Source organism: Sorangium sp. So ce834, from assembly GCF_051521425.1.
Lineage (GTDB): Bacteria > Myxococcota_A > Polyangia > Polyangiales > Polyangiaceae > Sorangium > Sorangium cellulosum_D.
In genome coordinates this window covers 3613594-3639917 of the sequence record NZ_CP150351.1, presented here as the reverse complement: position 1 = coordinate 3639917, position 26324 = coordinate 3613594, and the positions used below count along the sequence as shown (strand labels likewise).

Genomic DNA, 26324 nt, shown 5'->3' with positions numbered 1-26324 from the left:
GATCAGGGCGGCGCCGTCATGCAGGCGCGCAGCGCGGCCTTGGCGCGGTGCAGGAGGACCGCGACGTGGCCGGCCGAGATGCCGAGCGCCCGCGCCACGTCCTCCCCCGGCTGCTCCTCGAGCATGCGCAGGGTCACGACCGCCTTCTGGATCTCGCAGAGCTCCTCGACGCACGCGCGCAAGCGCACGTGCTCCTCCGCGCGCGCGATCGCCTCGTCGGTCGCCGGGACGACCCCCGCGGCCTCCGGGTGCGCGTCGAGGTCCTCGTGCGGCCGGGCGCGGAAGTGCCGGCGGCGCCGGTTGCGCGCGGCGTTCCGCACCATGCCGGCGAGCACGCCTCCCCACGCGCCGGCGTCCTCCGGGAGCTCGCCCCGCTGCGCGAGGATGAGCAGCGTGCAGAGGCCCTCCTGCACGCAGTCGACCGCATCCTCGGGCGTCACCCCCTCGGCGCGCGCCAGCGCGGCGAGCGCCGCGCGCTCGACGCGCACAAGGTGCGACACGCGACCCAGGATGTCGTCCGCGTCCTTGATGGCTTCCATGGTCTACGGAGGTCAGGTCTCGAGCCGCGCCCACATTACACCGGCGAGGGCTGTAATGGTTGCCGGTCTCGAGACCTGCCAGGGCATGGAGGCTCGCGCAATGACCATGAATCCCGTCCACGAGATCAACGAGCTCGACTTCAACGCCGAGGTGCTGGAGGCCGGGGTGCCCGTCCTCGTCGAGTTCACCGCGGAGTGGTGCCCGCCGTGCCGCGCGCTCGCGCCGATCCTGCACAAGGTGGCGGAGGAGGGCGCAGGGCGCCTGAAGGTGGTGGCGGTGAACGGCGACCGGAGCCCGGCGCTCGCCCGCCGCTTCGGCATCCGCGGGCTCCCCACGGTCGTCGCGTTCGCCGGGGGCAAGGAGGTGGCGCGCCACGTGGGGCTGACCACGAAAGAGAAGCTCCTGAAGCTCGTCGAGGGGCGAGAGCTCTCCGCGGGGGCGCGGGGCGACCGGGCGCCCTCGCCGCTCTGAGGGCGTCCCGCCGGCGCTGCCCTGGCCCGATCCTGCCGCGGCGGCTCGGCCCGATCCTGCCGCGGCGGCGGGTCCGCGCTCGAGCTCGCTCCGGGGGTCGCGCCGGCGGCGCGCCCCGCCCGCGCTCTAACGTCGTTGCCGGTCGTGCGGTCGATGCGTGCCGCGCTGCCCCTCGTTGCCCCGCTGCCCCTCGTTGCCCCGCTGCCCCTCGTTGCCCCGCTGCCCCTCGGCGGCGGGGAAGCTGACCCGGCGCGTCGCCTGCTCGGTCGCGGAGACCTCGAACGGTCCGACCGGCAGCGGCTCGCTGACCGGCTTGCCGTTCTCGTCGACGAGCGTGATCGTCCCGACGTAGTCGTCGGCGGCGACCTGGACGCTGGTGTCGAACCGCTCGCACGGGACCACCTGCCTGGTGACCTGGTTGTTCTTCGTGTCGATGAGTATCAGCTCGACCGCGCTCGCGCCGTACGCCTTGCACTGAGAGGCGTTGGTCTGGTCCTCGATCGCCCAGTGGACGGTGACGAATCCCATCTTTTCAGGCTCGGTCTCTCCTGGCCGTGTCTCTCCAGGCTCCGTCTCGTCGCTCGTGTTGTGCATGCACGCGCCCATCATCGCTGCGCATGCGCATAGCCCTGCCACAGAGTAGATACTTCGCATTCCTAACCTCGCTGTGCTCGGCGCAGATCCCGGCGCCGCGCTCCGCGCCAGCAACGCGGGTGCCACGCGGATCTCGCGGCGCGGCGGCGGGCGCTCGTCCGCCGGGCGCGCGCCGCGGGTTTGCCTGGCTCGCTGGACGCCGGCGCGCGCCGGGCCCACCCCGTCGGGCCGGCGGGCGCGGGGTTCGGCGGCGCGCACGCGCTGCGCGGTGGCGGGCGCGAGCACGGCAGTCGTCCGGCGAGCGCGCGGGCGGGCGCGCAGGACTACGCTTCTGGGCCGGCGCCCACCGCGCCGCGCCGATCAGCGGAAGTCGTCGATGTTCATGTTGAATCGCCGGATCCACCGGTGCACCTGCGCGCGATCTCTCCCGAGCTCGCGCGCCACCGCGGCGACGTTGCCCCGCTGCTGCACCAGGAGCTCCCGCAGCACCTTCTCGTCCGGGGAGATCCTCGGCGGCAGCGTCGCCCGCGGCGCGTACGCCCCCTCGCCGGCCGACATCGCCGCCTCGTCCTCCGGGGCCAGCGTCGCGCGGGCCTCGTCCGCGGGCGACGGCTGCGAAGCCGAGCTCCGGGCGCCGTAGCTCCGCATCGTGCGCCGGATCTCGTCGCTGAGGTCCTCGACGTCGAGCTCGGCGCCGCGATCCCTCGCGGCCCAGCGCTTGATGTGTGCCTCTAGCTCTCGCACGTTGTAGGGGAAATCGTGGTGGAGCAGGCCCGCCATGAACGCCATGCTGGGCCGCACCACGGGCCGACCGTGGCGCCTCGCGAGCGCGACGCACAGCGAGAAGATGTCTTCCTTGCGCTCGCGCAAGGGCGGCAGGGTGATGCGAAACTCGTTCAGGCGAGCGAACAGGTCGGCGCGGAAGGCGCCCGTCTGCTGGAGCGCGTCGAGGTCGCGGTGGGTGGCGGCGACGATCCGCACGTCGACCTGCTCGGGCTGCGACGCGCCGAGCGGCGTGATCTCCTTCGACTGGATCACCCGGAGGAGCTTCGCCTGGGCTTCCAGCGGCATATCCCCGATCTCGTCGAGCAGGAGCGTGCCCTGGTGGGCCGCGCGGAGGATGCCCACCCGGTCGCGGTCGGCGCCCGAGAAGGCGCCGCGCTGGTGTCCGAAGAGCTCCCCCTCGATGAGCGCGGCGGGGATCGCCGCGCAGTTGACGGCCTGGAGCGGCCCGCGCCTGCCGCTCCAGTCGTGGAGCTGCTCGGCGAAGATCTCCTTTCCGGTCCCGCTCTCGCCGAGGATCAGCACCGACAGCCCGCTGCGCGCGATCTCGCGCAGGCTCCCGGCGAGGCGCTGGCTCTGGTGGCCGCCGACGATCCGGCTCGTCGAGGTGCGCGGCCGGGCCCCCGCCGGCGCGTCCGGATCGTCGAAGTAGGCGCCGTCGATGCGGTAGTGCGCGTAGCTCTCGGCGTCGCTCTCGACGAACTTGAAGATGGCGTCGCCGATCCGGAGCTCGTCGAGGTGCGCGAGGACGGCCTCCGTGACGAACTCGCCGTTGTGCAGCGTGCCGTTGCGGCCGCCGAGATCGAAGAGCCGCCACACGCCCCCGCGCCGCTCGATGCGGGCGTGGTGGCGCGACGCGGTTCGCGTCGGTATGTAGATGTCCGCGCTCGGGTCGCGGCCGAGGACCGAGCCCGACTCGGGCAGGGCGTACGCGGGGCGAAACTGCTCGTAATTGGGCGCATAGAGCAGCACGATGCCCGCCCCCGAGCTCACGCGCCCGGCGGTCGGCGCGCCAAGTCGCATCGACGCCGTTGTGCTCAAGGTCGCCGTCGATGCGCTTCTGTCGCCGGACATTGTGTGGGCGATGCTACCAAACCTCCTCCGCGCGGCGCGTGATTTGTTCTGGGCACACCCGCTCTCGTCGCGTCGGATCCGTGCGTTCCGCGCGACACCGCTCGTGCGGGACACTTTTTACTACATCGACGCACAGAGCCAGGGCCGCCAGGTCTTCCGGGCGGCCCCGCTGGCGGGGGCGGCCGACGTCGTTGTCGGCATTCACTTTCCTTGATAAAGGCTCGCCCCCCGGGCCATCCAGGAGGGCCGTGGGCGTCCCTGCCTCGGCCCCTCCGGATGACCCTCCAGCAGATTTTCGAAGAGAACGCGGCCTACGTCTGGCGCGTGCTGCGAAGGCTCGGCGTTCGCGACGCCGACGTCGAGGACGTCTGCCAAGAGGTGTTCCTCGTGGTCCACCGGAAGCTCGCCACCTTCGATGGCAGCTCGACGCTGCGCACATGGCTCTACGGCATCTGCCTGCGGCTCGCGTCGGAGTACCGGCGGCGGCCGCACCGGAGGCGCGAGGAGGTGGCGGGCACCGTCCCCGAGCAGATCATGGCGGCGCCGCAGGACGAGACGCTCGACCGCCGCCGCGCGCTCGATCGGCTCGACGCGGCGCTCGATCAGCTCGACGACGACAAGCGCGCGGTGTTCGTCCTGTACGAGATCGAGCAGCTGCCGATGGCGGAGATCGCGCAGGCGGCGGGGTGTCCGCTGCAGACGGCGTACTCGCGGCTGCGCGCGGCGCGGGCGCAGATCGAGGCGGCGATGCGCCGGCAGGAGCTCGTCGCGGCGCCGGCCGGGGCCGCGCGGATGACCGCGAGGAGCAGCGCATGAGCGACGAGCTTCCCAGGTTGATCGACGCGGACGACAGCCCGGACGCGCTCCGGCTCGGCCTCGAGGCCGCGCGGCGCGACGGGCCGGACGAGGCCCGGCTGGCGCGGCTCGCGGCGCGGCTCCCGCTCGGGGGGCCAGGCCCGTCGGGCGGCTCGGCCGCGCCCGCGGGCGGCTCGGCCGCGCCCGCGGGCGGCTCGGGCGCGCCCGCGGGCCTCGCTCCAACCGTGGCCGCCGCGCCGCCGACGGCCCTCTCCGGCCTGGCGATCGGCGCGGCCGTGGGCGCCGTGCTCGTCGGGGCCGTGTGGCTCATGCCGTCGCGCTCGCAGCCGCCGCCCGGGCCGCCCCGCGCCGCGGCGGTCGCGACCGCGCCGAAAGCGGCGCCCACCGCCGCCCCCGTCGCGGAAGCGCCGGCGGTCCCCGCGGGCGCCCCCCCTGCGGCGGCGCGGGCGCGCGAGCCGGATCCGGCCCCGCCGCGCCCTCCGGCGAACGCGCCGGCGCCCGCGCGCGCGCCCGCCCCGGCGACCGACGCGAAGGTGGCGGGGGATCCGGCGCAGGCGGCGCTGCCCGACGCCGAGACGGAGACCGGCCTGCTGCAGCGCGCGCAGGACGCGCTCGGCGTGCGCCCTGCCGAGGCGCTCGCGCTCACCGACGTCCACCGCGCGCGCTTCCCGCGCGGCGCGCTCTCCCAGGAGCGCGAGGTGATCGCGATCGGCGCCCTGAAGGCGCTCGGCCGCGGCGGCGAGGCGCGCGCCCGCGCGGATCGCTTCGTCGCGGAGCACCCGAGCTCGGCCTACCGCCGCCGGATCGAGGTCCTCGTGCCGGAGCTGAGGAGCGACCCGCGATGACGGGAAGGCATGGGAACGTCGAATTTATTTCGCGCAGCATAAAGGTGAGAACGCACATGACACTCCAGCGAGTCCTCTTGACTTCAACCCTCGTGCCAGCATGCGTCGCGTTCGCGGCGTGCAGCGTCGACCTCTCAGACGGCCCCGGCGTAGATAACGGCGGATCGACGAGCACGAGCGGAGCGGCCACCAGCGGAAGCGCCAGCGGAGGAACCAGCGCCGTCAGCTCGACCACCGGAACCGGCGTTGGCGTCACGAGCGGCACGGGCGGCGGGGGCGCGGGCGCCGGCGGCGATGGAGTCGGGGGTACGGGCGCCGGCGGCGATGGAGTCGGGGGCACGGGCGCCGGCGACGGCGGGGGGGCCACGACGGGCACCGGCGGCGAGGGCGGCTCCGGCACGGGCGCCGGCGGCCCTGGCGGCGCCGGCGGCGAGGGCGGCTCCGGCACGGCCTTCGCGGAGGATGAAGGGACCGACTGCGTGGTTCCCAGCCTGCCGGACTCAGGCGCTCTCCCCACCGTCGCCAAGCTGCCAGACCCCTTCAAGAAGCTCGACGGATCGCGCATGTCGACCAAGGCCGAATGGCGCTGCCGGAGGCAAGAGATCAAGAAGCAGGCCGAGAAGTACATTTACGGCACGAAGCCGCCGAAGCCTGACAGCGTCTCCGGGACCGTCACCAACACTCGCATCACGGTCAACGTATCTCACGGCGGCAAGAGCACCAGCTTCAATGTCAGCGTCGAGCTGCCCACCGGCGGCACAGGGCCTTACCCGGCGATCATCGGCCTCGGGGGAGGCTTCCTTGGATTCCCGTTGAACGCCAGCCTCGTCAAGGGCGAGGGCGTCGCCGTCATCACCTACGATCCCTACGCGGTCGGGGCCGAGTCCGGGGCGTCGCGCACCGACAAGCGAGGGGCGTTCTACGACATCTACGGCTCGAACAGCACCACGGGCCTCCTGGCCGCGTGGTCCTGGGGCGTCAGCCGGATCATCGACGTCATCGAGGCGTCGGGCGGCGAGATCCTCGCGGCGGACGCCATCGGGGTCTCGGGGTGCTCTCGCTTCGGCAAGGGCGCGTTCACGATCGGCGCCTTCGATCAGCGCGTCGCGCTGACCCTGCCGATCGAGTCTGGCAGCGGCGGCGTGCCGATCTGGCGCGGGATCCCCGGGGAAGGTGCCCAGAGCCCGAGCAGCGCCTATGGCGAGACCTACTGGCTCGGCGACGCGTTCAGCGCGTTCACCAGCAGGGTGACGTCGCTGCCGGTGGACACGCACGAAGTGGTGGCCATGGTCGCGCCGCGCGGGCTCTTCATCATGGATAACCCGCACATCGCGAACCTCGGCCCCAAGTCCGCGCACGTGGCCGTCTTGGCCGGCGCAGAGGTGTACAACGCGCTCGGCGCGGGCAGCAACATCTCCTACATCTCCGCCGTGGCGGACGGCACCCACTGCGCGCAGCGCTCCGAGTGGAACGAGCCCTTGCGGAAGAGCATTCGCAAGTTCCTGAAGAAGACCGAGGACAGCCCCCGCGTCATCTCGGCGGCGAGCCAGGCGACCGGCAACCTGTCGGAGTGGAGGGATTGGGCCACTCCGCCCCTGGATTGAGCTTCATCGGGCGAAAGCGACCAGCGCGAGCACCAAACGCTCCCAGACGCTCTCTCTATCAGAACACGCCTCCGCTTGTGCGCCTTCGCGCGACGACACGCATTGGCCGCCTTCGCGTCGCCCTCACATGACGCTTGAAATTCAGGAGCGGCGCCGGCATGTTGGCACGCCGGTCGAGCGCGGGCCGTCGCCTCCGTCGGTTCACGTCGAACCGCGAGCCCCCCCGCGATCCCTGGCCGCCGATGCCCACGCCCGACAACCCCCGCGACAGCCGCCGAGAGGCCGCCCTCGGCGTCGTCTACGGCGTCGCGGCGTACAGCGCCTGGGGCATCGTCCCCGTCTTCTGGAAGCAGCTCCGCCACGTCGGCGCGGTCGAGATCCTGGCCCACCGCACCGTCTGGAGCCTGCTCGCGTTCGCGGTGCTCACGCTGGCCACGGGGCAGCTCCGCGCGCTCGGCGCGGCGCTCCGCGACCGGCGCGTCGTCGGGGCCATGGCGGCCACCGGCGCGCTCGTCTCCGCGAACTGGGTCCTCTTCATCTACGCCGTCTCGGTGGGGCGCGTGCTCGACGCGAGCCTCGGCTACTTCATCAACCCGCTGCTCAGCGTGCTGCTCGGCATGGTGTTCCTGCGCGAGCGGCTGCGCCCGGCGCAGTGGATCGCGCTCGGCCTCGCCGCCGCGGGCGTCGTGCACCTCGCCGTGCGCGCGGGCGCGGTCCCCTGGATCGCGCTGGCCCTGGCCGGGACGTTCGGTGTCTATGGTCTCCTGCGGAAGGTCGTCGCCGTCAACTCGCTCCCTGGCTCCACCCTCGAGACGCTGTTCATCGCCCCGCTCGGCGCGGCCTACCTGGCCACCCTCCACGCCCAGGGCGCCGGCGCCATCGGCCGCGTCGACCTCCGCACCGATCTCCTCCTCGCCGCGACAGGCATCGTCACCGCGCTGCCGCTCGTCTGGTTCACGAACGCGGCCCGACGCCTGTCGCTCACCACCCTCGGCTTTCTCCAGTACCTCGCGCCGAGCGGCCAGTTCCTGCTGGCCGTCCTCGTCTACGGCGAGCCGTTCACGGCCACGCAGGCCGTGAGCTTCGCCTGCATCTGGACCGGGCTCGCCGTGTTCAGCGCCGACGCCGCGCTGCGCGCGCGGGCCTCCTCCGTCGCGCGCACCTCGCTCGGCATGTAGAGACCCATGAGCTTCGAACCGACCGCACCGCTCGCCGACCTCTCGCAGATCCCGGCGCACCTCGCCGGCCCCGCGGCCTGGTACGGCCCCGAGATGGCGCGGGGCGACGGCTGGATCGAGCACCTCACGCCCGCGGAGATCGAGGAGGTCGAGGCCGCCGTCCGCCGCTTCGGCGAGACGGGCGCCGATCCGGCGCGGATCCGCGGCGAGGACTTCCCGCTGCCGACGCTCGCCGCGCGCCTCCGCCGCGTGCTCGCCGAGGTGCTCGACGGCCGCGGCTTCGCCCTGCTCCGCGGGCTGCGCGGCGGCTGGCTCGACCGCGGCGGCCGCGGCGACCTCCGCGCGGCCGCGATCGCGTTCCTCGGGATCGGCAGCCACCTCGGGAGCGCGCGCTCGCAGAACGCGCGCGGGCACGTCCTCGGTCACGTGAAGGACCTCGGCCTGTCGAGCCAGGACCCGAGCGTGCGCGTCTACCAGACGCGCGAGCGGCAGACGTTCCACACCGACTCGTGCGACGTCGTGGCGCTGCTCTGCCTCCGGACCGCGCGGGCGGGCGGGCTCTCGGCGCTGGTCAGCTCGGTCACGCTGTACAACGAGATGCGGCGCGCGCGCCCGGACCTCGCGGAGGCGCTGTTCGCGCCGATCGAGACCGACCGCCGCGGCGAGGTGCCGGCGGGCGAGAGGCCGTATTTCCGCATCCCCGTGCTCAACTGGCACGCTGGGCTCCTGTCCGCGATCTACCAGCGCCAGTACATCGAGTCGGCGCGCCGCTTTCCCGACGTCCCGCCGCTCACGGCGCGTCAGGTCGAGGCGCTCGACCTGTTCGACGCGCTCGCCAACGACCCTGCGCTCCACATGACCATGGAGCTCCGCCCGGGCGACATCCAGCTCGTGCACAACCACACGCTGCTGCACGATCGCACGGCGTTCGAGGACTGGCCGGAGCCGGATCGCAGGCGGCACCTGCTCCGCCTCTGGCTCGCTCCGCCCGGGGCGCGGCCGCTGCCGCCGGTGTTCCGCGAGCGCTTCGGCTCGCTCACCCCCGGCGACCGCGGGGGCATCGTCGTGCCGGGCGCGCGCCTCCACGCCCCGCTCGATCCGGCGTGAGCGCCGGGTGACGGGCGCGGGCGCCAGCGAGCCCTCACGGCGGCCTGTCCGGATCGGGAGCTGCTGACGCGCCTCGCCTCTCGGCTCGCCGGCGCTCGGCGGGGCGTCCCGCCGCCGCGAGCGCGCGCTGCTCGCTCAGGGCGCCTGCGCTCCGCAAGGCAGCTCACGCCGCATGCGCGCGTTGCCTGCTCAGGGCGCCTGCGCTCCGCAAGGCAGCTCACCGCCGCGTGCGCGCGTTGCCTGCTCAGGGCGCCCGCGCTCCGCAAGACAGCTCACCGCCGCGTGCGCACGCCGCGCCCACATGGCGCCGGCATGCGCCTCGCAGCCCCCCCCTTCCCCATGGCTCCCTTGCCTCCGGCCCGAGCGGCAGAGGAATGCTCCGGCGGCGATCCCAGGCCCGCGCCGGTCGGCGGGGCGCTCGTCCCGGCCGCTCCGCCCGCCGCCCTGAACGCGCCCGCCGCCCGCCGTGCGCGGTGGAGGGCCCTGCTCCACGCGGGGCTCGCGGCGTTCGGCCTGGCCGCCCTGGCCGCGCTCATCCGCCACGTCGGCGCGGCGGAGATGCTCGCCGCGGTGGTCCGCGCCGCGCCGTTCTTGCCGTTCCTGGTCGCCCTGGAGGCGGCGCGCGTCGGCTGCGAGACGCTCGCGACCGGCCTGCTCTGCGCCCCGCGGCGCGTCCGGGTCGCCGAGCTCGTTCGCATCCACGCGGTCACCTACCCGGTCATGGCGCTGATGCCGGCCGGCCGCGCCGCGGGCGAGGCGGTCAAGGCCGCGCTGCTGTCCCCGTACGTCGGCGCCCCGCACGCGGCGGCGATCGCCACCGCGAACCAGTCGCTCGCGCTCCTCTGCGCGGCCCCGCTGTCGCTCCTCGCGGCCGCGGCGCTCTTCCGGATCGGCGGCGGCGCTTCCCCGTTCGCCCTCGGCGTGCTCGCGCACGCCGCCCTCCTGGTCGCGAGCGGCCTCGGCGTCGCCTTCGCGGCGCGGCAGCGCGCCGCCTCGGCGTGGATCACCCGGCGGTTCGCCCGCGCCGGCCAGCTCACCGCCGCCTTCCAGGAGGCGGTGCGCGAGCGCCCGCCCGTCCCGGGGTGGCCGTTCGCCGCTGGCGTCGCGGGCCGCGCGCTCCAGGCGGCGCAGTACGCCGTGCTCCTCGCCGCCGTCGGCGCCGAGAGCGGCCCCCTCCGCGCGCTCGCCGCGTACGGCGTGGGCGCGGCGGGCACGGCGGCCGGCGACCTCATCCCGGGTCAGATCGGCGCGACCGACGGCGCCTTCACGCTCGCCGCCCCGCTGCTCGGGCTCACCGCGAGCTCCGCCATCGCGGTGTCGCTGCTCGTGCACCTGCTCCAGGCGGCCTTCGCGCTCGCCGGGATCGCCGCCGCGCTGGCGTGGCGGCGCAGCCCTCCGGCGCGGTGAGCCGGGCTCGGGTGGGGGCCAGGGAGGTCGCGCGCGCCTCCGGCGGGAGATCAGCGGCGCTCGCGCTTGAGGCGCTCCAGCTCGGCGAGGGCCTCGGCCAGCCGCCGCTCGGCCTCGTCGGCGCGCTGGCGCTCCTCGTCGGCGCGCTGCTGCGCCTCGCCGGCGCGCTGGCGCTCCTTGTCGGCGCGCTGCTGCTCCTCGTCGGCGCGCTGCCGCTCCTCGTCGAGCCGCCGTCTCTCCTCATCGAGGCGCAGCTCGGTCCGCTCGATGCGCGCCTCGAGGTCGCCCACCATCGTGCCGAGCCTGTCGAGCAGCTCGCGCGTCTCCGGCAGCGCATGTTGCCCGTGAAAGAAGCGCAGCCGATCGCCGTCCAGGCCGAGGTCCAGGGCGAGCACCGCGCTCGTGAGCCGCCCCTCCTGCGGGACGATCGGCTGGTAGCGCCCGCTGCCCTGGACGAGCCGGAAGCCGCGGAGCTGGCGACGGCGCCGGTCGAAGACGAAGTACTCGGAGATGCCCAGCGACGCGTAGCGGGCGACGTTGTCCACGAGATCCTTCTTGCTCCTCCCGCTCCAGAGGATCTCCAGCGCCAGGTCGACGCCCTTTCCCTCGGCGCTCACGGACCAGTGGGCCCGCTCCTTCACCTCCACGTCGAGCACGGCGATGAGATCCGGCGCGAACATCCGCTCTGCCGGGTAATAGACCGGCAGCTCGCACGCGAGGTACACGCGCCGCCCGATACGCTGGAAATACCCGCCCAGCGTGTCCCGGGCCGCCACCTTCGGGTTGAAGTGGAAGTCGCCCTCGGGAGGGCTCGCCTCCGAGACCTCGAACTCCGACGGGAGCGTGTCGAGGACGCGCTGCCGCTCCTCCGGCGTCATGCGATCCCAGAGCTCCTGCGGGGGAGCCCGAGGATCGTCGGGGTCGATCTCCCAGGACGTCGGCGCGCGCTGCATGGTCCGATCATAGCGAGCCTGCGCACGCGCCACCACGGCACGCGCCCGGCCTCGGCCCCTCGGGGGCGCCCGGACCGCGCCGAGCAAGCGCCGCGCTCACCCGCTCGCGCGGCCTTCGCCGGAGGGGTCCGGCACCTCCGCGCGTGCTCTGCATTGCGTCCCGGGAGGGGTCCGGCACCTCCGCCAGCGCTCTGCATTGCGGTCCGAAGGGGTCCGGACCCCCCTTCTGGCACAAAAAGGAGGGGGAGCACGGGGTCGTTGGCACAGAATTTCATCAAAGAACGCGATTTCTGGCACAATCTTGCCCTGAAAATCGCTCCGCCGAGCGTTCTCGAGGGGTCCGGACCCCGGTGTGTCGCAATGCATTGCGTTTGTGCCGGTGCCGGACCCCCCTCCCCTGGCACAGAACAACGCCGTTCTGGCACAGAACCAGGGCGCGCTGCTCCGTCCGGAGGCCGTCCGGGCGTCGGTACCCCAACCTGGGTCGGTACCCCAACCTGGGTCGGCTCCCTCGTCCCCCAACCCGGGTCGGCTCCCTCGTCCCCCAACCCGGGTCGGCTCCCTCGCCCCGCCGTCCGCTCCCCCATCCCTCCACCGGCCGCCCGGCAGCCGCCTCCCCCTGCGCCTCGCGGCGAGGCAGCGCTCGCGACCGCGCCAGATCGCTGGCCACCCTCCGGGGGTTCGTCCTAGGGTGTGCACGTCATGACGGAAAAGACCGGCGGCCCTGGACGGGACGTGCTCACCCAGAAGGAGGCCGAGGAGCGCGCCGCGCGCATCGGCAGCGCGCGCTACGAGCTCTCGCTCGACCTGTCGCGCGGCGACGACGGCTACCGCGGCGAGGCGATCGCCTACTTCGACGTCCGCGGCCGCGGCGACACCTTCATCGACTTCCGCGGCCGGCGCATCGAGCGGCTCGAGATCAACGGCGTCCCGGTCGAGCCCGAGTGGTCCGACTGCCGCATCCGCCTCCCGGGGCGGCTGCTCGACCCGGAGACGCGCGTGCGCGTCGTCTACGAGAACGACTACGACCACACCGGCGACGGCTTCCACCACTTCCGCGATCCGGAGGACGGCGAGGACTACCTCTACTCGGACCTCGAGCCGTTCAGCGCCCACCGCCTGTTCCCCTGCTTCGACCAGCCGGACATCAAGGCGAGCTACCGCCTCTCCGTCACCGCGCCCGACGACTGGGAGGTCATCGGCAACGCCCGCATCCGCCGCACCTTCGACGCCGGCCCGGGGCGCTCGACGCGCGTGTTCGAGGAGACGACCCGGTTCAGCACCTACATCTTCGCGCTGATCGCCGGCCCCTACAGCGGCGTCCGCGACGAGCACCGCGGCATCCCGCTCGGGCTCTACTGCCGCAGATCGCTCGCGAAGCACCTCGACCCGGACGAGCTCTTCACGATCACCAAGCAGGGCTTCGACTTCTACCCCGAGTTCTTCGACTACCCGTACCCCTTCACCAAGTACGATCAGGTCTTCGTCCCGGAGTTCAACGCCGGCGCCATGGAGAACGCCGGCGCCGTGACCCACAGCGAGCGGATGATCTTCCGGGACCCGCCGACCGACCACCAGCGCCTCACGCGCGCGGAGGTGTTCCTCCACGAGATGGCTCACATGTGGTTCGGCAACCTCGTGACCATGCGGTGGTGGAACGATCTCTGGCTCAACGAGAGCTTCGCCACGTACATGGCCTTCCTCGCCATGGAGCAGGCGACCCGGTTCCAGCCGACCGTGTGGAAGGCGTTCAACGTCATGAAGAGCTGGGCCTACCGGCAAGACCAGCTCGTGACGACGCACCCCATCGCCGGGGAGCTCGCGGACACCGAGCACACGTTCCTCAACTTCGACGGCATCACCTACGGCAAGGGCGCGGCCGCGATGAAGCAGCTCGTCGCCGCGATCGGCCTGCCCTCGTTCCGCGACGGGATGCGCCGGTACTTCAAGCGCTACCAGTACGGCAACGCGACCCTGCGCGAGTTCCTGTCCGCGCTCGAGGAGGGCTCCGGCCGCGACCTCGGCGCCTGGTCGCGCGTCTGGCTGGAGCAGGCGTCGCTCAACACGCTGACCGCCGAGTGGGAGCCCGACGGCGACCGCATCGGCCGGCTCCGCGTGCTGCAGACGGCCCCCGAGGACTACCCGACCCTCCGGCCGCACCGCATCGACGTGGCGCTCGCGCGCGAGGAGGGCGGCGCGCTCGTGGTCGACGCGGTGCCCGCCGAGATCGACGGCGCGGCCACCGACGTCGCCGCGGCGCGGGGGCAGCGCGCGCCGCTCTTCGTGTTCCCGAACCACAACGACCTCACGTTCGCCAAGATCGCGCTCGACGCGGGCTCGCTCGCGTTCGTGCGCGAGCACATGGGCCGCGTCGAGGATCCGCTCCTGCGCCAGCTGCTCTGGTCGTCGCTCTGGAGCATGGTGCGCGACCAGAAGCTCGCCTCCCCCGCGTACCTCGCGCTGGTCAGGGACAAGCTGCCCGCCGAGCCGGACCTCTCGCTCGTCGAGCCCGTGCTCTCGAACGCGGTGATGGCCCTCGCGCGCTACGTGCCCGACCCGACGCGCGAGGCCGAGGCGAGCGCGTTCACCGGCCTCGCCCTCGCGGCGCTCCGGGCGGCCCCGCGCGGCGACGCGCAGATCGTGTGGGCGCGGGCGCTCCTCAACGCGGCCTACGCCGCGCCGGATCTCGCCCTGGCCGCGCGCCTCGTGGACGGCGAGATCGAGGTGGAGGGGCTCGAGATCGACCAGGAGATGCGCTGGACGGTCGCCGTGAAGTGGATCGCGCGCGGCATGGCCGGCGCGGACGCGCGGCTCGCGGCCGAGCGCGAGCGCGACCCGTCCGATCGCGGCCAGCGCGCGGCGCTGCGCGCCGAGACGGCGCGCCCGGATCCGGCGGCGAAGGCCGCGGCGTGGGAGCGCTTCCACGAGGGCGGGTACGGCTCGCTGCACCTGACGAGCGCGGCCATGTCGGGCTTCAACTGGTCGTTCCAGCGCGCGCTGCTCGAGCCGTACGTGCAGGGGTTCTTCGAGCGGGTGCAGCAGGTCTTCGAGACGCGGACGCACGAGCTCGCGTCCGCGTATTTCACCCACCTGTTCCCGTCGTACCGCGTCGATCGGGAGCTCCTCGCCGCCGCCGAGGCGCGGCTCGCCGCGCTCCAGCAGGCCCCGGACGGCGCGGCGCCGCGGCTGCCGATGCTGGTGCGGATGCTGCGCGAGGCGATCGACGACCTCACGCGGGCGATCGGCTGCCGGGAGCTCGCGGCGGCGAGCGCCCCCCAGGGCGCCCTCGCGGGGAGCGGCGGCGCCCCGCGCTGAGCGGGCGGCCGGGAGGGCGGCCTCGAGGCGACGATGATCGTGCAGCTCGGCAAGGCGTCCGTCACGTGGACGCGCGCGGACCTCGAGGCGAAGCTCGCCGGCCACGCGCGCGTGCTCATCGACGTCGGCACGGGGGACGGGCGGTTCGTGTACCGGTCGGCCGGCGCCCACCCGGACACGTACTGCATCGGCGTGGACCCCGCGGGCGAGCGGATGCGCGAGGTGTCGTGGCGCGCCAGCCGCAAGCCCGCCCGCGGCGGCCGGCCGAACGCGCTCTTCGTGGTCGCGTCGGTGCAGGCGCTGCCCGAGGAGCTCGCCGGGCTCGCCCACACCCTGACCCTGAACTTCCCCTGGGCGTCGCTGCTCTCGGCCCTTGTGCTCCCCGAGGCGCCCGTGCTCGAGGCGCTGCGCCGGCTCGTCCGGCCGGGCGGGGAGCTCATCGCGCTGCTCAACCAGAGCGTCTTCGACGACCGGCCCTACGCGGCGCGGCTCGGCCTCCCCGAGCTCTCGGACGCGTGGATCGACGACGCGCTGCGCCCCGCCTACCGCGCCGCGGGGTTCGAGATCCGGGCGAGCGAGATCGTGGACGGGGAGGTCCCGCACCAGACGAGCTGGGGGCAGCACCTCACGCTCGCGTCGGGCCGGAGGACGCGGCTGCTCACGGCCGAGGCGATCGGCGGATCGGCCAGCGCTGCACCAGGCTAGGGCCGCGCGTCAGCAGCGCGCCGAGGGCCCGGCGGTCGCTCACGACCGATGGGCGTCATCAGCGTTTCCGGCAGGATCCATCCCGCGCTTCACGGGTCCGCTGCTGGAGCCCCCGCTTGTGACGGGGACGAAGCCGAAGAATATTCTCGCCGTCGGTCTCTCCTCCTCGTGATGGTTTTCTTCGCCAAGTCGCCCACGGGCGCCCGGTGAGGCCGAGTTGCAAGCTTTACATAAGCCCTTGGCATCGCTGAATGTTCCGGATCAGGATCACTATCTGTGCGAGCAGTAGAAGGTGACTGTATGAAGACCCACATGCTCCAGGCGTGCGCGCTCGTCCTCCTGTTGCTGCTGTCTTCTACGCTCCTGCCCGCCTGCGCTGCGGTGGAGCTCAACCCGGGCGCGGAGCGGGTCATCGTCACCAGGCAGCCGGCCCCGCAGGGCTGCCGGTTCCGCGGGACGGTGATCGGCGAGCAGGGCGGCGCGCTCTCCGGATCGTTCACCAGCAACGCGAACCTGCAAGAGGGCGCGGTGAACGACATGAAGAACAAGGCGCACGAGATGGGGAGCAACTACGTCGTCCTGGAGAACACGAGCACCGGGAACACGATCTCGGGAGACAAAGACAGCATCTCCGGCCAGCAGACCGACGTCACCCACATGGGCAGCGCCTACAGGTGCCCGCCCCGGCTCGTCGGCCTCTGAATGGCTGATCCCGAGTCGGATCGGCCATTCAGGCCCCGGCGGTCGCGGCATCACCGCGGCCCGCGCGAAGCGATCGTCGACGCCAGCGCTCCCGCCGCTCCCCACCAGCATTGGCAATGTGGCGCATCACGTCCCAAGTTCCTGGCTCATGAGTCATCCGGAGGCGGGTTCCCGGGGGTCCCCTTCCGGGCGCTCCTGGTCCCCCCACGCGGTCGGCTCGCTCTCGGCCAGCCGGCCGCTCCCCTGCTCGATCAGCTTCTTCTCGTACCAGGGTAGCGCGGCGTGCGCGCGGAAGAAGTAGGCGATCGCGATGACGCCGAAGAGTGGCAAGGCCACGTAGGCGATGGAATGGGCCGTCACGTCGGGGCCGATCGTGCTGGCTGACGGCCACGACGGGACGTAGCGCGCCTCCAGCAGTGGCCCGCCCCCGCGGACCCGGTCGACGTCGGCATAGGACACCGCGTCCGAGAAGGCGACACCGTGAGGGCCCAGCATCGTGACGTCGAAGCTGCCGCGGTCGTCATCGCTCTCCCGCAGCTGCGTCACGCGGACCTCCACCGTCTCCCCCAGCCAGCGGCGCGCGTGGAAGGGCGCGAACGCGGCGTTGAACGCGAGCGACGCGACGCCCGCGGTGATGGCCCACCGCAGGTGGAACGCTGCCTTGCGCGCGAACTGCTCTCCGAACGGCTCGGACGAGAGGAGCATGCGTCGCCTGCGCGGGCGCACGAGCACATATCCCTGCGCCCTCTCGCGGTACCCCAGGGGGGGCGCCTCGGGATCCGGCGCGCGCCGGAGCTCGCCGAACGCGAAGGCCTTCTCGCCGGGCACGAGCTCGGCCACGCGGACGCGCCGGGTGCGATCGACCCGGATCATGCCGTCCAGCGCGTCGACGAGCATCACGTCCTCGCCCGGCTCCACACGGACGCGAGCGCCGGAGGCGTGGCGGAGGTAGAAGGGGTGGGCGCGGACCTTGCGGCCGGTCTCGGTCCACTCGTGCCTCCAGCTGACGGACCACCCGTGCCTCCAGCTGACGGAGCTCGCGAGCTCGGACCCTTTCTGCTCGACCTCGACGCGCACGGCGACGTCGGCGCCCTGCTCCCGCTCGACGGTGCCCAGGACGACGCCCTCGCCGGGCGCGAGCGCGACGTTGGCCCTGAACGAGGCGTCGGCCAGCGCGGTGGCGCGGCGCAGCCGGAGCGACAGCCGGAGCGCGAGGACGGCGAGGGCGAGGAGGCCGGCCGTCGCGACGACATCCACCAAGAGCGACGACATCACAGGGTCCAGGTGGTTGTAGCTCACGAGCAGCACGATCCGATGTCCCAGTGTCCACCATGAGAGCGTAATCCGCAGCGCCCGCGCGACAACCCCGGAGCCGCCCCGGCGTCGGCCCCGGGGAGCGGAGAGCCGAGCGCGTCTTCGCGAGCCGGACGAGCGGCCGTCGTCGCGCTTGACGTTCCCAGCATCGCAGTCCATCCAGACTCCCGCACGCGAGGGGGCGCGGCGCCGAGCGCTACGCGCGCGGGCGAGATCTCTTTCCATGCTCACGTTCGAGAGCGGGCAGATCATCCGGGGGAAATACCGGCTCGAGCGTGTCCTCGGCACAGGCGGCATGGGCGTCGTCATCGCCGCCCGGCACCTTCGCCTCGAAGAGCCCGTCGCGATCAAGCTCCTTCACTCGTGGCTGGCCCAGCGCCCCGACGCGATCGAGCGTTTTCTTCGCGAGGCGCGCGCCGCCTCGAGGCTCACGAGCGATCACGTCGTCCGCGTCTTCGACGTGGATCTCCTCGAGTCCGGCGCTCCGTTCATCGTGATGGAGTACCTGGAAGACATGGATCTGCGCGCGCTCCTGGGCGAACGTGGTCCGCTCCCGATCGGCGAGGCGGTCAGCTACGTACTCGATACGTGCGAGGCGATCAGCGAGGCGCACGCGCTCGGGATCGTCCACCGCGATCTCAAGCCCCAGAACCTCTTCGTGGCGCGCCGGCGCGACGGCTCCGTGCGCCTCAAGGTGCTTGATTTCGGCATCTCCAAGATCGTCCCTACGCCGGGGGCGACCGGCGACGGCTTCATCACCAGCACGGATGTCATGCTCGGCTCGCCGCTGTACATGGCGCCGGAGCAGCTCGGCTCGCCTCGGGCGGTCGACGCGCGCGTCGACATCTGGGCGCTCGGCGTCGTGCTGTATCAGCTGCTCACCGCGAGGATGCCTTTCGAGGGAGGGAGCTTCTTCGAGACCGCCTCGGCGACCTTGCAGGCCGGCGCCGGCGGGTTGCGGTGCCAGGGCGCGCAGGATCCGGCAAGGATGCAGCTCGTCTTCGTCCGCTCGCCGGACGTCTCCCCGGGGAAGAACGTCACGTTTCACGTCTGGCTCCCTGCCTCAAGCCGCATCGTCTCTGTGCAGCCGTATCTCTTGATGAAGGACGGGCTCTGGGAAGGCGACTATCGGTTCATGAGCAACCTCGACGGCGACGCGTGGAACGAGTTCACCGTCCGCTACCGCTCGGGCTCGCCTCCCATCGAGCAGCTGGGGGTCGAGTTCGTGATCGACCCGAGCGCCGCCTGGTCGGGCGTCTGTTACATCGACTCGGTGGGCTGGTGAGCTGAAGCGCTGCAAGAGCTGCGTGCCCGCCAGCGCCGCAGCGGGCGACGCGGCGCTCGGGGCGGGCGCGGAGCTGCCGGAGTGCGCGGAGCGCCGTGAGCAAGAGATCCTTCGCGAGGCGCTCCGGATTGCCGCGAGGCATTCATGCAATGGGCCACGACGGGCGACCGCAGCGGGCACCTCGCGCGTTCTTTGGCCGAAACCGAGGAGGAGGGCAACGAAGGCGAGGCGGCGTTCGATATCGATTGCTTGCTCCGCAAGCACTACGACGAGGCGGTCCTGCTCGCCGGGCACGAGGCTCTCGTGGGCGCCGGCGAAGGCGACGCGCAGCCTTGTTATGGCGACTCGGGCAGCCCGCTCGTGCGTACCGAGGGCGGTAGGCTGCGCGTCTACGGCGTGGCCTCCGGCGTGATTCGGACGAACCAGCTCGCCTGCGATTACGGGACCGTTTACGCGACGCTCGGCCCCGACGTGCTCGCGTTCGCGAAGAAGGCGAGCACCTGGTCCGATCCCTGCGGAGACACCAAGATCGACGGGGTTTGCGAGGGTTTTACCGCCGAGCGCTGCACGGCGCTCGACGAGGGGCCGCGCCGGGTGACGAAGACCGACTGCAGTCTGCTCGGCCAGACCTGCGGGCGAGACGGAACCGGCGCAGTCGCTTGCGTGGATCCGGGCAACTGAAAGGAGTGCGGCGGCGGGGAGTGGCAAGGACATCGTCCGCTCCAGCTCGATGCAGCAACGCCCTCCCCCCGCCGGCCCTCTGGGTACCCGCTCGGTGAAACCCGCCTGGGGACGGCCGCTCGGGTCTGCTCGGCGATGCGTCCCGCCAGGGATCGCTGACGCGCGGAGCTAGGCCGGCGGGGCCCCGGCCGGCTCGACGCGGACCGGGACGCCGTTCAGCGCGGCGGTGCCCGAGAGCGCGTCGATCGCGAGGTCGTCCGTCAGATCGTTCACGCTCTCGCCGGCGTGCCGCCGCGCCGTCTCGAGCCGGACGCCGTCGCGGCCGTGGCCCCAGCCGTGCGGGGCGCTGACGACGCCGGGCATCACCTCGTCGGTCAGCTCGACCTCGAGGTCGATGCTCCCGACCCGCGAGCGCACCCGGACCCGCTGCCCGGCCGCGATGCCGCGGCGGGCGGCGTCCTCCGGGTGCATGAGCAGCGTGCACCGGTTCCTGCCCTTCACCAGGCGACGGCTGTTGTGCAGCCACGAGTTGTTGCTCCGGAGCTGGCGCCTGCCGATGAGCTGGAGGTCGTACCCCGCCTCGCCCCGCTGCCCCGGCTCGCCCGCCTCCCCCGCCCCGCCCGCGGCCCGGCCGAGCGCCCCGCGCTCCTCCTGGCCGAGCGGCCCGCGCTCCTCGCGGCCGAGCGCCGCGCGCGCCCGCTCGAGATCGGCGACGAGGACCTCCGGCGCGAGCTCGATGCGCCCGGACCGCGTGAACAGCCGCTGCGGCAGGCACGGCACGAGCGGCCCGAGATCCACGCCGTGCGGCTCGCGCTCGAGCCTGCGCAGCGAGAGGCCGCCCGACAGCGGGCTCACGCCGGCGCCGTAGGGCCCGAAGCGGAGCGCGGCGTCGAGCAGCCGCGTCGGCGGGAGCGCCCGCGACAGGAGGCGCGCCGCGCGGCCGGCGAGCGGCGCCGCGGGCCCGGGCGCCGCGAGGCGCGCCCCGAGCTCGACGAGGATCTGCCAGTCGTGGCGCGCGCCGTCCGCCGGGGCGAACAGCGCGGGCGCGTACTTGGCGGTGTTCCGCACCGCGAACGCGTGGAACGCGAGGTCGTAGTGATCGCGCTCCAGGGGGCCGGTCGGCGGCAGGATCACGTGGGCGTGCCGGGTCGTCTCGTTGATGTAGAAGTCGATGCTGGCCATGAAATCGAGGCCGGCCAGCGCGCGATCCAGCGTCCGGCCGTTCGGCGTCGACAGCACCGGGTTGCCCGCCATCGTGAGGAGCGCGCGGATCTGCCCCGGGCCCTCGGTGAGGATCTCCTCGGCGAGCGCGGCGGCGGGGTACTCCCCGGCGAACGCGGGCAGCTGGCGCACGCGGCTGCGGCTCCGGCCGAAATCGCCGCGCTGGCCGAGCAGGTCCTGGATCGCGACGACGTCGACGGCCGGCCGGGCGAACATCGCCCCGCCGGGGCGATCGAGGTTGCCGGTGACCAGGTTGAGCACCGCGATGAGCCACGTGGTGAGCGCGCCGAACTCCTGGAGGCAGGCGCCGATCCGGCCGTAGCAGACGGCCGGGCGCGCCGCGGCGAAGGCGCGCGCGAGCTCGCGGATCTGCGCCGCCGGGATGCCGACCCTCGCGGCGACGCGCTCGGGGGTGAAGTCGCGGACGAGCCGCTCGATGTCGGCGATCCCGTTCATGAAATCGCCGAGCCGGCCCGGCGCGACGAGCCGCTCGGCGAAGAGGGTCGAGAGCAGGCCGAGCATCAGGAAGACGTCGGTCCCGGGGCGGATGAAGTGGTGGCGATCGGCGATCTCCGCGGTCTCGGTGCGCCGCGGGTCGACGACCACGATCGTGCCGCCGCGCGCGCGGATCGCCTTGAGCCGCCGCGGCATGCCGGGCGCCGACATGAGGCTGCCGTTCGAGACGACCGGGTTGGCCCCGACGATGAGCAGGAACGAGGTGCGGTCGATGTCGGGCACCGGGACGAGCAGCTGGTGCCCGAAGAGGAGGGTCGAGACGAGGTGGTGCGGCAGCTGATCGACCGAGTTCGAGGAGAAGCAGCTCCGCGTCCGCAACGCCTCGAGGAACGGGATGAGGTAGAGGAGCGACGCGTAGTTGTGCGCCCTGGGATTGCCCAGGTAGACCGCAACGGCGTCCCTGCCGTGGCGCCGCTGGGTGTCGCGGAGCCGCCCGGCGACCTCGTCGAGGGCGTCGTCCCACGAGATGCGCTGGAACCCGGAGGCGGTGCGCCGGACCGGGGCCCGGAGGCGATCGCCGTCCTCGTGGAGGTCCTGGAGCGCGAGCGCCTTCGGGCAGATGTACCCTCGGCTGAACGGGTCGCGCTCGTCGCCGCGGATCGAGGTGATCCGGTCGCCGTCGACCTCGATGTCGATCCCGCACATCGCCTCGCAGATGTTGCAGGTGCGGTGGTGCGTGCGCGCGGTCCCGTGGCTCGGCATGGCGCGCGAGGCTATCAGCGCCCAGCGCGGCCCGCGAGCGACAGCGCTCGACCTGCGCGGGCGCGACGGCGCGAGGCGGGACGATGCTCACGTCGGCGCTCGCTCGCGGCGTCAACCTCGGGTTGACGCTGTGTACAGGCGGGCGCGACGGCGGCGCGCGGGACGGAGAAGGGCGCGCCGACGGACGAGGGGGATCGCCGTGCGCGCTTGGCGAGAGGCTCGGCGCTGTCGTAGATCTGCGGCGCGCGCTGGCGAGGTTGCGTGTGGCCCGCGCGTTGCTCGCGTCGCTGAGGCGTGGAGACGACCATGACCGACCGCTATGCCATCATCGGTAACCCCATCGCCCAGGCCAAGTCGCCGGCGCTGCAGACGGCCTTCGCCGAGCAGTGCGGGCAGGACATGGAGTACGGCGCGATCCTCGGCGAGCTGGACGGCTTCGCCGCCGCCGTGCGCGAGTTCCAGAGGAGCGGCGGCAAGGGCATGAACATCACCATGCCGTTCAAGCTCGAGGCCTTTGCGCTGGCCGACGAGCTGACGCCGCGCGGCCGCGCGGCGGGGGCGATCAACATGTTCACCTTCCGCGCCGACGGCACCATCCTCGGCGACAACACCGACGGTGTCGGCATCCTGCGCGACATCACCTGCAACCTCGGCCGCGAGCTCATGGGCGCGCGCGTGCTGCTCCTCGGCGCGGGCGGCGCGGTGCGCGGCGTGTTGCTGCCGCTCTTCGAGGAGCGGCCGGCCGAGGTCTTCATCGCCAACCGCACCGCCGGCAAGGCCGTGGAGCTTACCGCCGAGTTTGGCGCGCAGGCGGGCGCCGCCCGGCTCGCCGCCGGCGGCTTCGCCGATATCGTCGGGCGGTTCGACGTGGTCATCAACGGCTCCGCCTCGTCGATGACCAACGAGGTGCCGCCCCTGCCCGACGGCGTGTGGGACGAGAGCTCGCTGGCCTATGACATGGCCTACAAGAAGGAGCCGACCGCCTTCGTGCGGGCCGCGCGCGCGGCCGGCGTGAGGCAGACCGCCGACGGCCTCGGCATGGTGGTCGAGCAGGGCGCCGAGTGCTTCACCCTGTGGCGCGGCGTGCGGCCCGACACCGCGCCGGTCATCGCCGCGCTGCGGGGGACCTGAGAGGAGCCGTCTTCCGGGGGGAGCTCCGCCGTGCGCGACCTGGGTCGGGTTGCCCAACCTCAACCTGGGTCGGGTTGCCCAACCTCAACCTGGGTTGCCCAACCTCAACCTGGGTCGGGTTGCCCAACCTCAACCTGGGTTGCCCAACCTCAACCTGGGTTGCCCAACCTCAACCTGGGTCGGGTTGCCCAACCTCAACCTGGGTCGGGTTGCCCACGGGTCGGGGTTGCCGCTGGCGCGTCCTGGCACAGAACGCTCACCGGACAGCCGTGTAAGTGCCGGAAATCGCACGATTCTAGCTCGGTACGGTGCATGCATCGTGGCGCGCCCGGCCGCGTCCGACATGGGCACGTGAGGTCCCGGCGGCCAAGGAGACTCCATGCGCAACCGTTTCCGCTTCGCTTTCATGGTGGGAAGCCTTCTGGCTCTGGCGGCGTGCTCGGGCGGCGTGAGCTTGGACGACGGCAGCGACGGCGAGATCCCGGGCAGCGGCGCCGGCGCTGACGTCGGCGGCGCCTCCGGCTCGGCCGCTGCGGGCGGTGTGTCGGATGGGGGCGACTTCTCCAGCGGCGAAGGCGTCGGCGTCGGCGCCGGCGGCGGCACCGGCGTCGGCACCGGCACCGGCGGCGGCGGTGGTGCCGGTGGCGGTGGCACCGGCGGCGGCAACGTCGAGCCTGGCACGCTCACCGCGGGCGTCTGGGACGACAACCGCAACTTCGACTTCTTCCTCTCGTACCGGAGCACGCTCTACGCGCAGCAGCTCCCGGGCTTCTTGCCCTTCACCGAGGCCGACCACCAGGCCGCCCACAGCCTCTTCGCGGCGCCTCCGGGACCGAAGGACACGCTCGACGTCTCGCTCATCATCGACACGACCGGCAGCATGGGCGACGAGATCACGTATCTCCAGACGGAGTTCATCGCCCTCTCGGAATCCATCTTCGCCAAGTACCCGAACGCCGCGCAGCGCTGGTCGCTCGTCGTTTACAAAGACACCGAGGACGACTACATCGTCCGGTGGTTCGACTTCCGCGCCGATCCCGACGAGTTCCAGCAGAAGCTCGCCGAGCAGACGGCCGGCGGCGGCGGCGATTTCCCCGAGGCGCCCGACATGGCGCTCTCCAAGGCGGCCGACCTCGCCTGGCGCACCGGCAACGACACCGCGCGCCTCGCCTTCTGGGTCGCGGACGCGCCGCACCACGACAGCAACGCGGGCGCCATGGCAGAGGGGATACGAGCCCTCAAGGACCTCGGCGTGCATGTCTATCCCGTCGCGTCGAGCGGCGTGGATGAGCTCACCGAGATCACCATGCGCTCAGCCGCGCAATTGACGGGCGGCCGATACCTCTTCCTGACCGACGACTCCGGGGTCGGCGGTGCCCACAAGGAGCCGACGATCCCCTGCTACTACGTGACCAAGCTCGATCGCGCGATCCTGCGCATGGTCGACATCGAGCTCTCCGGCGTCTACCGCGAGCCGGAGCCGTCCGAGATCCTCCGCACGGGCGGCGATCCCGAGGACGGCGCGTGCGAGCTCTCGTCCGGCAGCGAGGTGCTCGCGTACTGAGCCCGAGGCCGCTCGCCGCTCGCACGCATCATCACGCCGCCGCCGCGCCGCCGGCCGCGGCGCGGCGGCGCCCTACGGCGACGATGCGCCGGCGAGCGGCAGCTCCATGACCACCTCCGGCCCGTCCATGCGGCCGTTGGGTCGGAAGCCCAGGCTGCGGTAGAACCCCTCGGGGCTGCCGGGGCCCGGCACGTAGGACAGCAGAAGCGACGAGAAGCGCCCCAGGCGCCGCACGTGCTCGATCACCTGCAGCATCGCCGCCCGGCCAATGCCGCGCCGCTGGAAGCGCTGGTCGATCATGAAGCGCCACACGCCTACCTCGGGCCGCTCCGGCGGCGGGGAGACCATCGACTGGTCCTCCAGCATGACGAAGCCCGCGGGCTCGTCGCCATAGTAGATGGCGCGGTACCAGGCCTCCGGCGCGAAATGCGCCTGGGCGAGCGAGACCGCGTTGGTCGCGACGAAGCCCTTCTGGCTCTCGGCCACGGAGAGCTCGAGGATGGCGCCGAGGTTATCGCGGGTGATCTCGCGCAAAGTAACGGGCGGCGTGGCGTCAGGCATGGCGTCTTCCGGCAGAAGCGAGGCGCTGGCTCGGCGCAGCGCTCGTCGCGCGGCAGGGTACCACGGAGCTCACGACGGGCGGATCGGCTCCGCGAGCCAGCGAACCAGCGCCTCGGCCTCGAGATCGAGCAAGGCGTCCTCGACCTCGCCCGGACCGATCGCGCGGGCTCGCTCCACGATCGAGCGCTCTTCCTCGGCCGTCGGTCGTCGCCCGATCCGCCGCGCGAAGAGGCGGCCGAGCAGCGCGGCGATCGCCTTCTCCTCGCCGCGCTCCTCCCCGCGCTCCTCTCCTCGTCGCTCCCCGCGCTCCTCTCCTCGTCGCTCCCCGCGCTCCTCTCCTCGTCGCTCCCCGCGCTCCTCTCCTCGTCGCTCGGCCTCGATGATCATCTCCCCGATGATCGGCGTGCGACGGAGCAGCCCCTCTTCCTCGTCCTCGACCATCATGATGAGCTCCTTCAGCAGATTATGCCGCCAGGGATCGATCGTCGCCATCACCAGGAGCGCCGTGTACAGCTCGGCCCGCTCCTCCGCGGTCCTCGCGCTCGCGTGGATCTCCGCGACGACCTCCCGCAGCGCCGCCGCGGTCGCATTACGTGCAAGCGGGGCGAACACCAGCCAGAGCACGCTGCCGCGCGCCCGCAGCTCGGAGACCGTGCGCTGGTAGACGGCGTCGATCCGGAAGCGCGCGCCGCTGAACGGCCGCCCCGGCCAGGCGATGCGGCGCTTCCCGGCGTTCGGCAGGCGCCGCCTGCGCCCCGAGAGGACCACGGCGACGCTCTCGATCGGCGGCACCGGCTCACCGGGGGCTTCGAGGCGGAGCGCGGCGAAGAGGAAGCCGAGGTACTCGAAGATGCGGTCCGGAACGTCGCCCCGGAGCGCGAAGCAGAACTCGACATGCAACACCCGCGGCTCGCCGCCGACCCGAAGGCGAAGGGCCTTGTCGAGGCGGCGCTCGAGGTTCGTGACCTGGCTGTCGAGCCACCCGAGGACCTCGATGGGGCCCTCGGGGACCAGGGCGCGCACCAGGTCCTCGGGGTGCCGTCGGGCGAGGTGGCGCAAGGCGATGTCGGCGTCTCCCATCCGCGGCTCCCATGGCAGAGGCCGTACCAGGGGCTCAGACGGCTGAAACCAGGGGCTTCCAGGGTCAGGCGCGATGCCGGCGGGGTGGCGGCGCCATGGCGGGTGGCGGCCTGTCGAATGGCGCCGCGAGGAGCGCCCCAGACCCGGCAACTCCTGGAATACCGCCACCGCGCGG

Annotated in this window: 23 protein-coding genes; 15 read left to right on the top strand and 8 right to left on the bottom strand. The window is 72.9% G+C overall.

Annotation, left to right across the window (positions count from 1 at the left end):
- Window positions 1-2 precede the first annotated feature (2 nt).
- Window positions 3-539, bottom strand: a complete 537-nt coding sequence (locus tag WMF20_RS13360; RefSeq protein ID WP_437613754.1) for an RNA polymerase sigma factor — start codon at window positions 537-539, stop codon at window positions 3-5.
- 100 nt (window positions 540-639) lie between these two features.
- Between WMF20_RS13360 and WMF20_RS13355 the strand changes: the two genes are divergently transcribed.
- Complete coding sequence (locus WMF20_RS13355; protein WP_437613752.1) at window positions 640-1011, top strand: thioredoxin family protein; 372 nt, start codon at window positions 640-642, stop codon at window positions 1009-1011.
- Between the two features lie 126 nt (window positions 1012-1137).
- Here the strand turns inward: WMF20_RS13355 and WMF20_RS13350 are convergent, their stop codons facing one another.
- A complete protein-coding gene (locus WMF20_RS13350; RefSeq protein ID WP_437613750.1) occupies window positions 1138-1539 on the bottom strand; it encodes a hypothetical protein in 402 nt (133 codons plus the stop codon).
- A 426-nt stretch (window positions 1540-1965) separates the two neighbouring features.
- The gene (locus WMF20_RS13345) at window positions 1966-3411 is read right to left on the bottom strand and encodes a sigma 54-interacting transcriptional regulator (protein ID WP_437613748.1); all 1446 of its coding nucleotides are present in this window, start codon (window positions 3409-3411) and stop codon (window positions 1966-1968) included.
- 10 nt (window positions 3412-3421) lie between these two features.
- Here WMF20_RS13345 and WMF20_RS13340 point away from each other — a divergent pair, with 10 nt between their 5' ends.
- The 7 genes from WMF20_RS13340 to WMF20_RS13310 all read left to right on the top strand — a co-directional run bounded on the left by WMF20_RS13340 (window position 3422) and on the right by WMF20_RS13310 (window position 10419).
- Window positions 3422-3676 carry a hypothetical protein gene (locus WMF20_RS13340; RefSeq protein ID WP_437613746.1) on the top strand — a complete coding sequence of 85 codons (255 nt, stop codon included), beginning with the start codon at window positions 3422-3424 and terminating at the stop codon, window positions 3674-3676.
- A gap of 62 nt (window positions 3677-3738) precedes the next feature.
- The gene (locus WMF20_RS13335) at window positions 3739-4278 is read left to right on the top strand and encodes a sigma-70 family RNA polymerase sigma factor (protein ID WP_129581350.1); all 540 of its coding nucleotides are present in this window, start codon (window positions 3739-3741) and stop codon (window positions 4276-4278) included.
- Window positions 4275-5123, top strand: coding sequence for a hypothetical protein (locus tag WMF20_RS13330; RefSeq protein WP_437613743.1), 849 nt, complete (start codon window positions 4275-4277; stop codon window positions 5121-5123). Before WMF20_RS13335 ends, WMF20_RS13330 begins: the two co-directional genes overlap by 4 nt.
- 56 nt (window positions 5124-5179) lie before the next feature.
- Window positions 5180-6727, top strand: a complete 1548-nt coding sequence (locus tag WMF20_RS13325) for a glucuronyl esterase domain-containing protein (protein ID WP_437613741.1) — start codon at window positions 5180-5182, stop codon at window positions 6725-6727.
- Between the two features lie 158 nt (window positions 6728-6885).
- Window positions 6886-7905, top strand: coding sequence for an EamA family transporter RarD (gene rarD / locus WMF20_RS13320; RefSeq protein WP_437613739.1), 1020 nt, complete (start codon window positions 6886-6888; stop codon window positions 7903-7905).
- 6 nt (window positions 7906-7911) lie between these two features.
- Window positions 7912-9012, top strand: coding sequence for a TauD/TfdA family dioxygenase (locus WMF20_RS13315; protein WP_437613737.1), 1101 nt, complete (start codon window positions 7912-7914; stop codon window positions 9010-9012).
- 339 nt (window positions 9013-9351) lie between these two features.
- Window positions 9352-10419, top strand: a complete 1068-nt coding sequence (locus tag WMF20_RS13310) for a lysylphosphatidylglycerol synthase domain-containing protein (RefSeq protein WP_437617117.1) — start codon at window positions 9352-9354, stop codon at window positions 10417-10419.
- Between the two features lie 50 nt (window positions 10420-10469).
- Here the strand turns inward: WMF20_RS13310 and WMF20_RS13305 are convergent, their stop codons facing one another.
- Entirely contained in the window at window positions 10470-11372 is a 903-nt protein-coding gene (locus tag WMF20_RS13305; protein ID WP_437613735.1) for a Uma2 family endonuclease, read from the bottom strand.
- A gap of 702 nt (window positions 11373-12074) precedes the next feature.
- Here WMF20_RS13305 and pepN point away from each other — a divergent pair.
- The 3 genes from pepN to WMF20_RS13290 all read left to right on the top strand — a co-directional run bounded on the left by pepN (window position 12075) and on the right by WMF20_RS13290 (window position 16094).
- Window positions 12075-14687 carry an aminopeptidase N gene (gene pepN, locus WMF20_RS13300; RefSeq protein ID WP_437613733.1) on the top strand — a complete coding sequence of 871 codons (2613 nt, stop codon included), beginning with the start codon at window positions 12075-12077 and terminating at the stop codon, window positions 14685-14687.
- Between the two features lie 33 nt (window positions 14688-14720).
- The gene (locus WMF20_RS13295) at window positions 14721-15392 is read left to right on the top strand and encodes a class I SAM-dependent methyltransferase (RefSeq protein ID WP_437319716.1); all 672 of its coding nucleotides are present in this window, start codon (window positions 14721-14723) and stop codon (window positions 15390-15392) included.
- A gap of 300 nt (window positions 15393-15692) precedes the next feature.
- Entirely contained in the window at window positions 15693-16094 is a 402-nt protein-coding gene (locus WMF20_RS13290) for a DUF4156 domain-containing protein (RefSeq protein WP_437613731.1), read from the top strand.
- Between the two features lie 153 nt (window positions 16095-16247).
- Here the strand turns inward: WMF20_RS13290 and WMF20_RS13285 are convergent, their stop codons facing one another.
- Entirely contained in the window at window positions 16248-17393 is a 1146-nt protein-coding gene (locus tag WMF20_RS13285; protein ID WP_437613729.1) for a hypothetical protein, read from the bottom strand.
- A gap of 238 nt (window positions 17394-17631) precedes the next feature.
- Here WMF20_RS13285 and WMF20_RS13280 point away from each other — a divergent pair, with 238 nt between their 5' ends.
- Together WMF20_RS13280 and WMF20_RS13275 are read left to right on the top strand one after the other, a co-directional pair.
- Window positions 17632-18693 carry a serine/threonine-protein kinase gene (locus WMF20_RS13280; protein WP_437613727.1) on the top strand — a complete coding sequence of 354 codons (1062 nt, stop codon included), beginning with the start codon at window positions 17632-17634 and terminating at the stop codon, window positions 18691-18693.
- 144 nt (window positions 18694-18837) lie between these two features.
- Window positions 18838-19374: a trypsin-like serine protease gene (locus WMF20_RS13275; RefSeq protein ID WP_437613725.1), complete on the top strand. Its 537-nt coding sequence runs from the start codon at window positions 18838-18840 to the stop codon at window positions 19372-19374.
- Between the two features lie 168 nt (window positions 19375-19542).
- On the opposite strand, the gene WMF20_RS13270 is transcribed toward WMF20_RS13275, so the two are convergent.
- Window positions 19543-21813 (bottom strand): molybdopterin oxidoreductase family protein, encoded by a 2271-nt coding sequence (locus WMF20_RS13270; protein WP_437613723.1) that lies wholly within the window; start codon window positions 21811-21813, stop codon window positions 19543-19545.
- A gap of 306 nt (window positions 21814-22119) precedes the next feature.
- Between WMF20_RS13270 and aroE the strand changes: the two genes are divergently transcribed.
- Both aroE and WMF20_RS13260 read left to right on the top strand, forming a co-directional pair.
- Entirely contained in the window at window positions 22120-22944 is an 825-nt protein-coding gene (aroE, locus tag WMF20_RS13265; protein WP_437613721.1) for a shikimate dehydrogenase, read from the top strand.
- A 379-nt stretch (window positions 22945-23323) separates the two neighbouring features.
- Complete coding sequence (locus WMF20_RS13260) at window positions 23324-24508, top strand: vWA domain-containing protein (protein WP_437613719.1); 1185 nt, start codon at window positions 23324-23326, stop codon at window positions 24506-24508.
- A 72-nt stretch (window positions 24509-24580) separates the two neighbouring features.
- Here WMF20_RS13260 and WMF20_RS13255 read toward each other — a convergent pair whose 3' ends face one another.
- Both WMF20_RS13255 and WMF20_RS13250 read right to left on the bottom strand, forming a co-directional pair.
- On the bottom strand, window positions 24581-25069 hold the full coding sequence (locus tag WMF20_RS13255) for a GNAT family N-acetyltransferase (RefSeq protein WP_129574695.1): 489 nt from the start codon (window positions 25067-25069) through the stop codon (window positions 24581-24583).
- Window positions 25070-25138: 69 nt separating this feature from the next.
- On the bottom strand, window positions 25139-26149 hold the full coding sequence (locus WMF20_RS13250; RefSeq protein ID WP_437613717.1) for a hypothetical protein: 1011 nt from the start codon (window positions 26147-26149) through the stop codon (window positions 25139-25141).
- Window positions 26150-26324 lie beyond the last annotated feature (175 nt).

Coding starts and splice junctions, on each gene's coding strand:
- WMF20_RS13360 (WP_437613754.1), bottom strand. CDS start 539: ATGGAAGCCATCAAGGACGCGGACGACATCCTGGGTCGCGTGTCGCAC.
- WMF20_RS13355 (WP_437613752.1), top strand. CDS start 640: ATGACCATGAATCCCGTCCACGAGATCAACGAGCTCGACTTCAACGCC.
- WMF20_RS13350 (WP_437613750.1), bottom strand. CDS start 1,539: ATGGGATTCGTCACCGTCCACTGGGCGATCGAGGACCAGACCAACGCC.
- WMF20_RS13345 (WP_437613748.1), bottom strand. CDS start 3,411: ATGCGACTTGGCGCGCCGACCGCCGGGCGCGTGAGCTCGGGGGCGGGC.
- WMF20_RS13335 (WP_129581350.1), top strand. CDS start 3,739: ATGACCCTCCAGCAGATTTTCGAAGAGAACGCGGCCTACGTCTGGCGC.
- WMF20_RS13330 (WP_437613743.1), top strand. CDS start 4,275: ATGAGCGACGAGCTTCCCAGGTTGATCGACGCGGACGACAGCCCGGAC.
- WMF20_RS13325 (WP_437613741.1), top strand. CDS start 5,180: ATGACACTCCAGCGAGTCCTCTTGACTTCAACCCTCGTGCCAGCATGC.
- rarD (WP_437613739.1), top strand. CDS start 6,886: ATGTTGGCACGCCGGTCGAGCGCGGGCCGTCGCCTCCGTCGGTTCACG.
- WMF20_RS13315 (WP_437613737.1), top strand. CDS start 7,912: ATGAGCTTCGAACCGACCGCACCGCTCGCCGACCTCTCGCAGATCCCG.
- WMF20_RS13310 (WP_437617117.1), top strand. CDS start 9,352: ATGGCTCCCTTGCCTCCGGCCCGAGCGGCAGAGGAATGCTCCGGCGGC.
- WMF20_RS13305 (WP_437613735.1), bottom strand. CDS start 11,372: ATGCAGCGCGCGCCGACGTCCTGGGAGATCGACCCCGACGATCCTCGG.
- pepN (WP_437613733.1), top strand. CDS start 12,075: ATGACGGAAAAGACCGGCGGCCCTGGACGGGACGTGCTCACCCAGAAG.
- WMF20_RS13295 (WP_437319716.1), top strand. CDS start 14,721: ATGATCGTGCAGCTCGGCAAGGCGTCCGTCACGTGGACGCGCGCGGAC.
- WMF20_RS13290 (WP_437613731.1), top strand. CDS start 15,693: ATGAAGACCCACATGCTCCAGGCGTGCGCGCTCGTCCTCCTGTTGCTG.
- WMF20_RS13280 (WP_437613727.1), top strand. CDS start 17,632: ATGCTCACGTTCGAGAGCGGGCAGATCATCCGGGGGAAATACCGGCTC.
- WMF20_RS13275 (WP_437613725.1), top strand. CDS start 18,838: ATGCAATGGGCCACGACGGGCGACCGCAGCGGGCACCTCGCGCGTTCT.
- WMF20_RS13270 (WP_437613723.1), bottom strand. CDS start 21,813: ATGCCGAGCCACGGGACCGCGCGCACGCACCACCGCACCTGCAACATC.
- aroE (WP_437613721.1), top strand. CDS start 22,120: ATGACCGACCGCTATGCCATCATCGGTAACCCCATCGCCCAGGCCAAG.
- WMF20_RS13260 (WP_437613719.1), top strand. CDS start 23,324: ATGCGCAACCGTTTCCGCTTCGCTTTCATGGTGGGAAGCCTTCTGGCT.
- WMF20_RS13255 (WP_129574695.1), bottom strand. CDS start 25,069: ATGCCTGACGCCACGCCGCCCGTTACTTTGCGCGAGATCACCCGCGAT.
- WMF20_RS13250 (WP_437613717.1), bottom strand. CDS start 26,149: ATGGGAGACGCCGACATCGCCTTGCGCCACCTCGCCCGACGGCACCCC.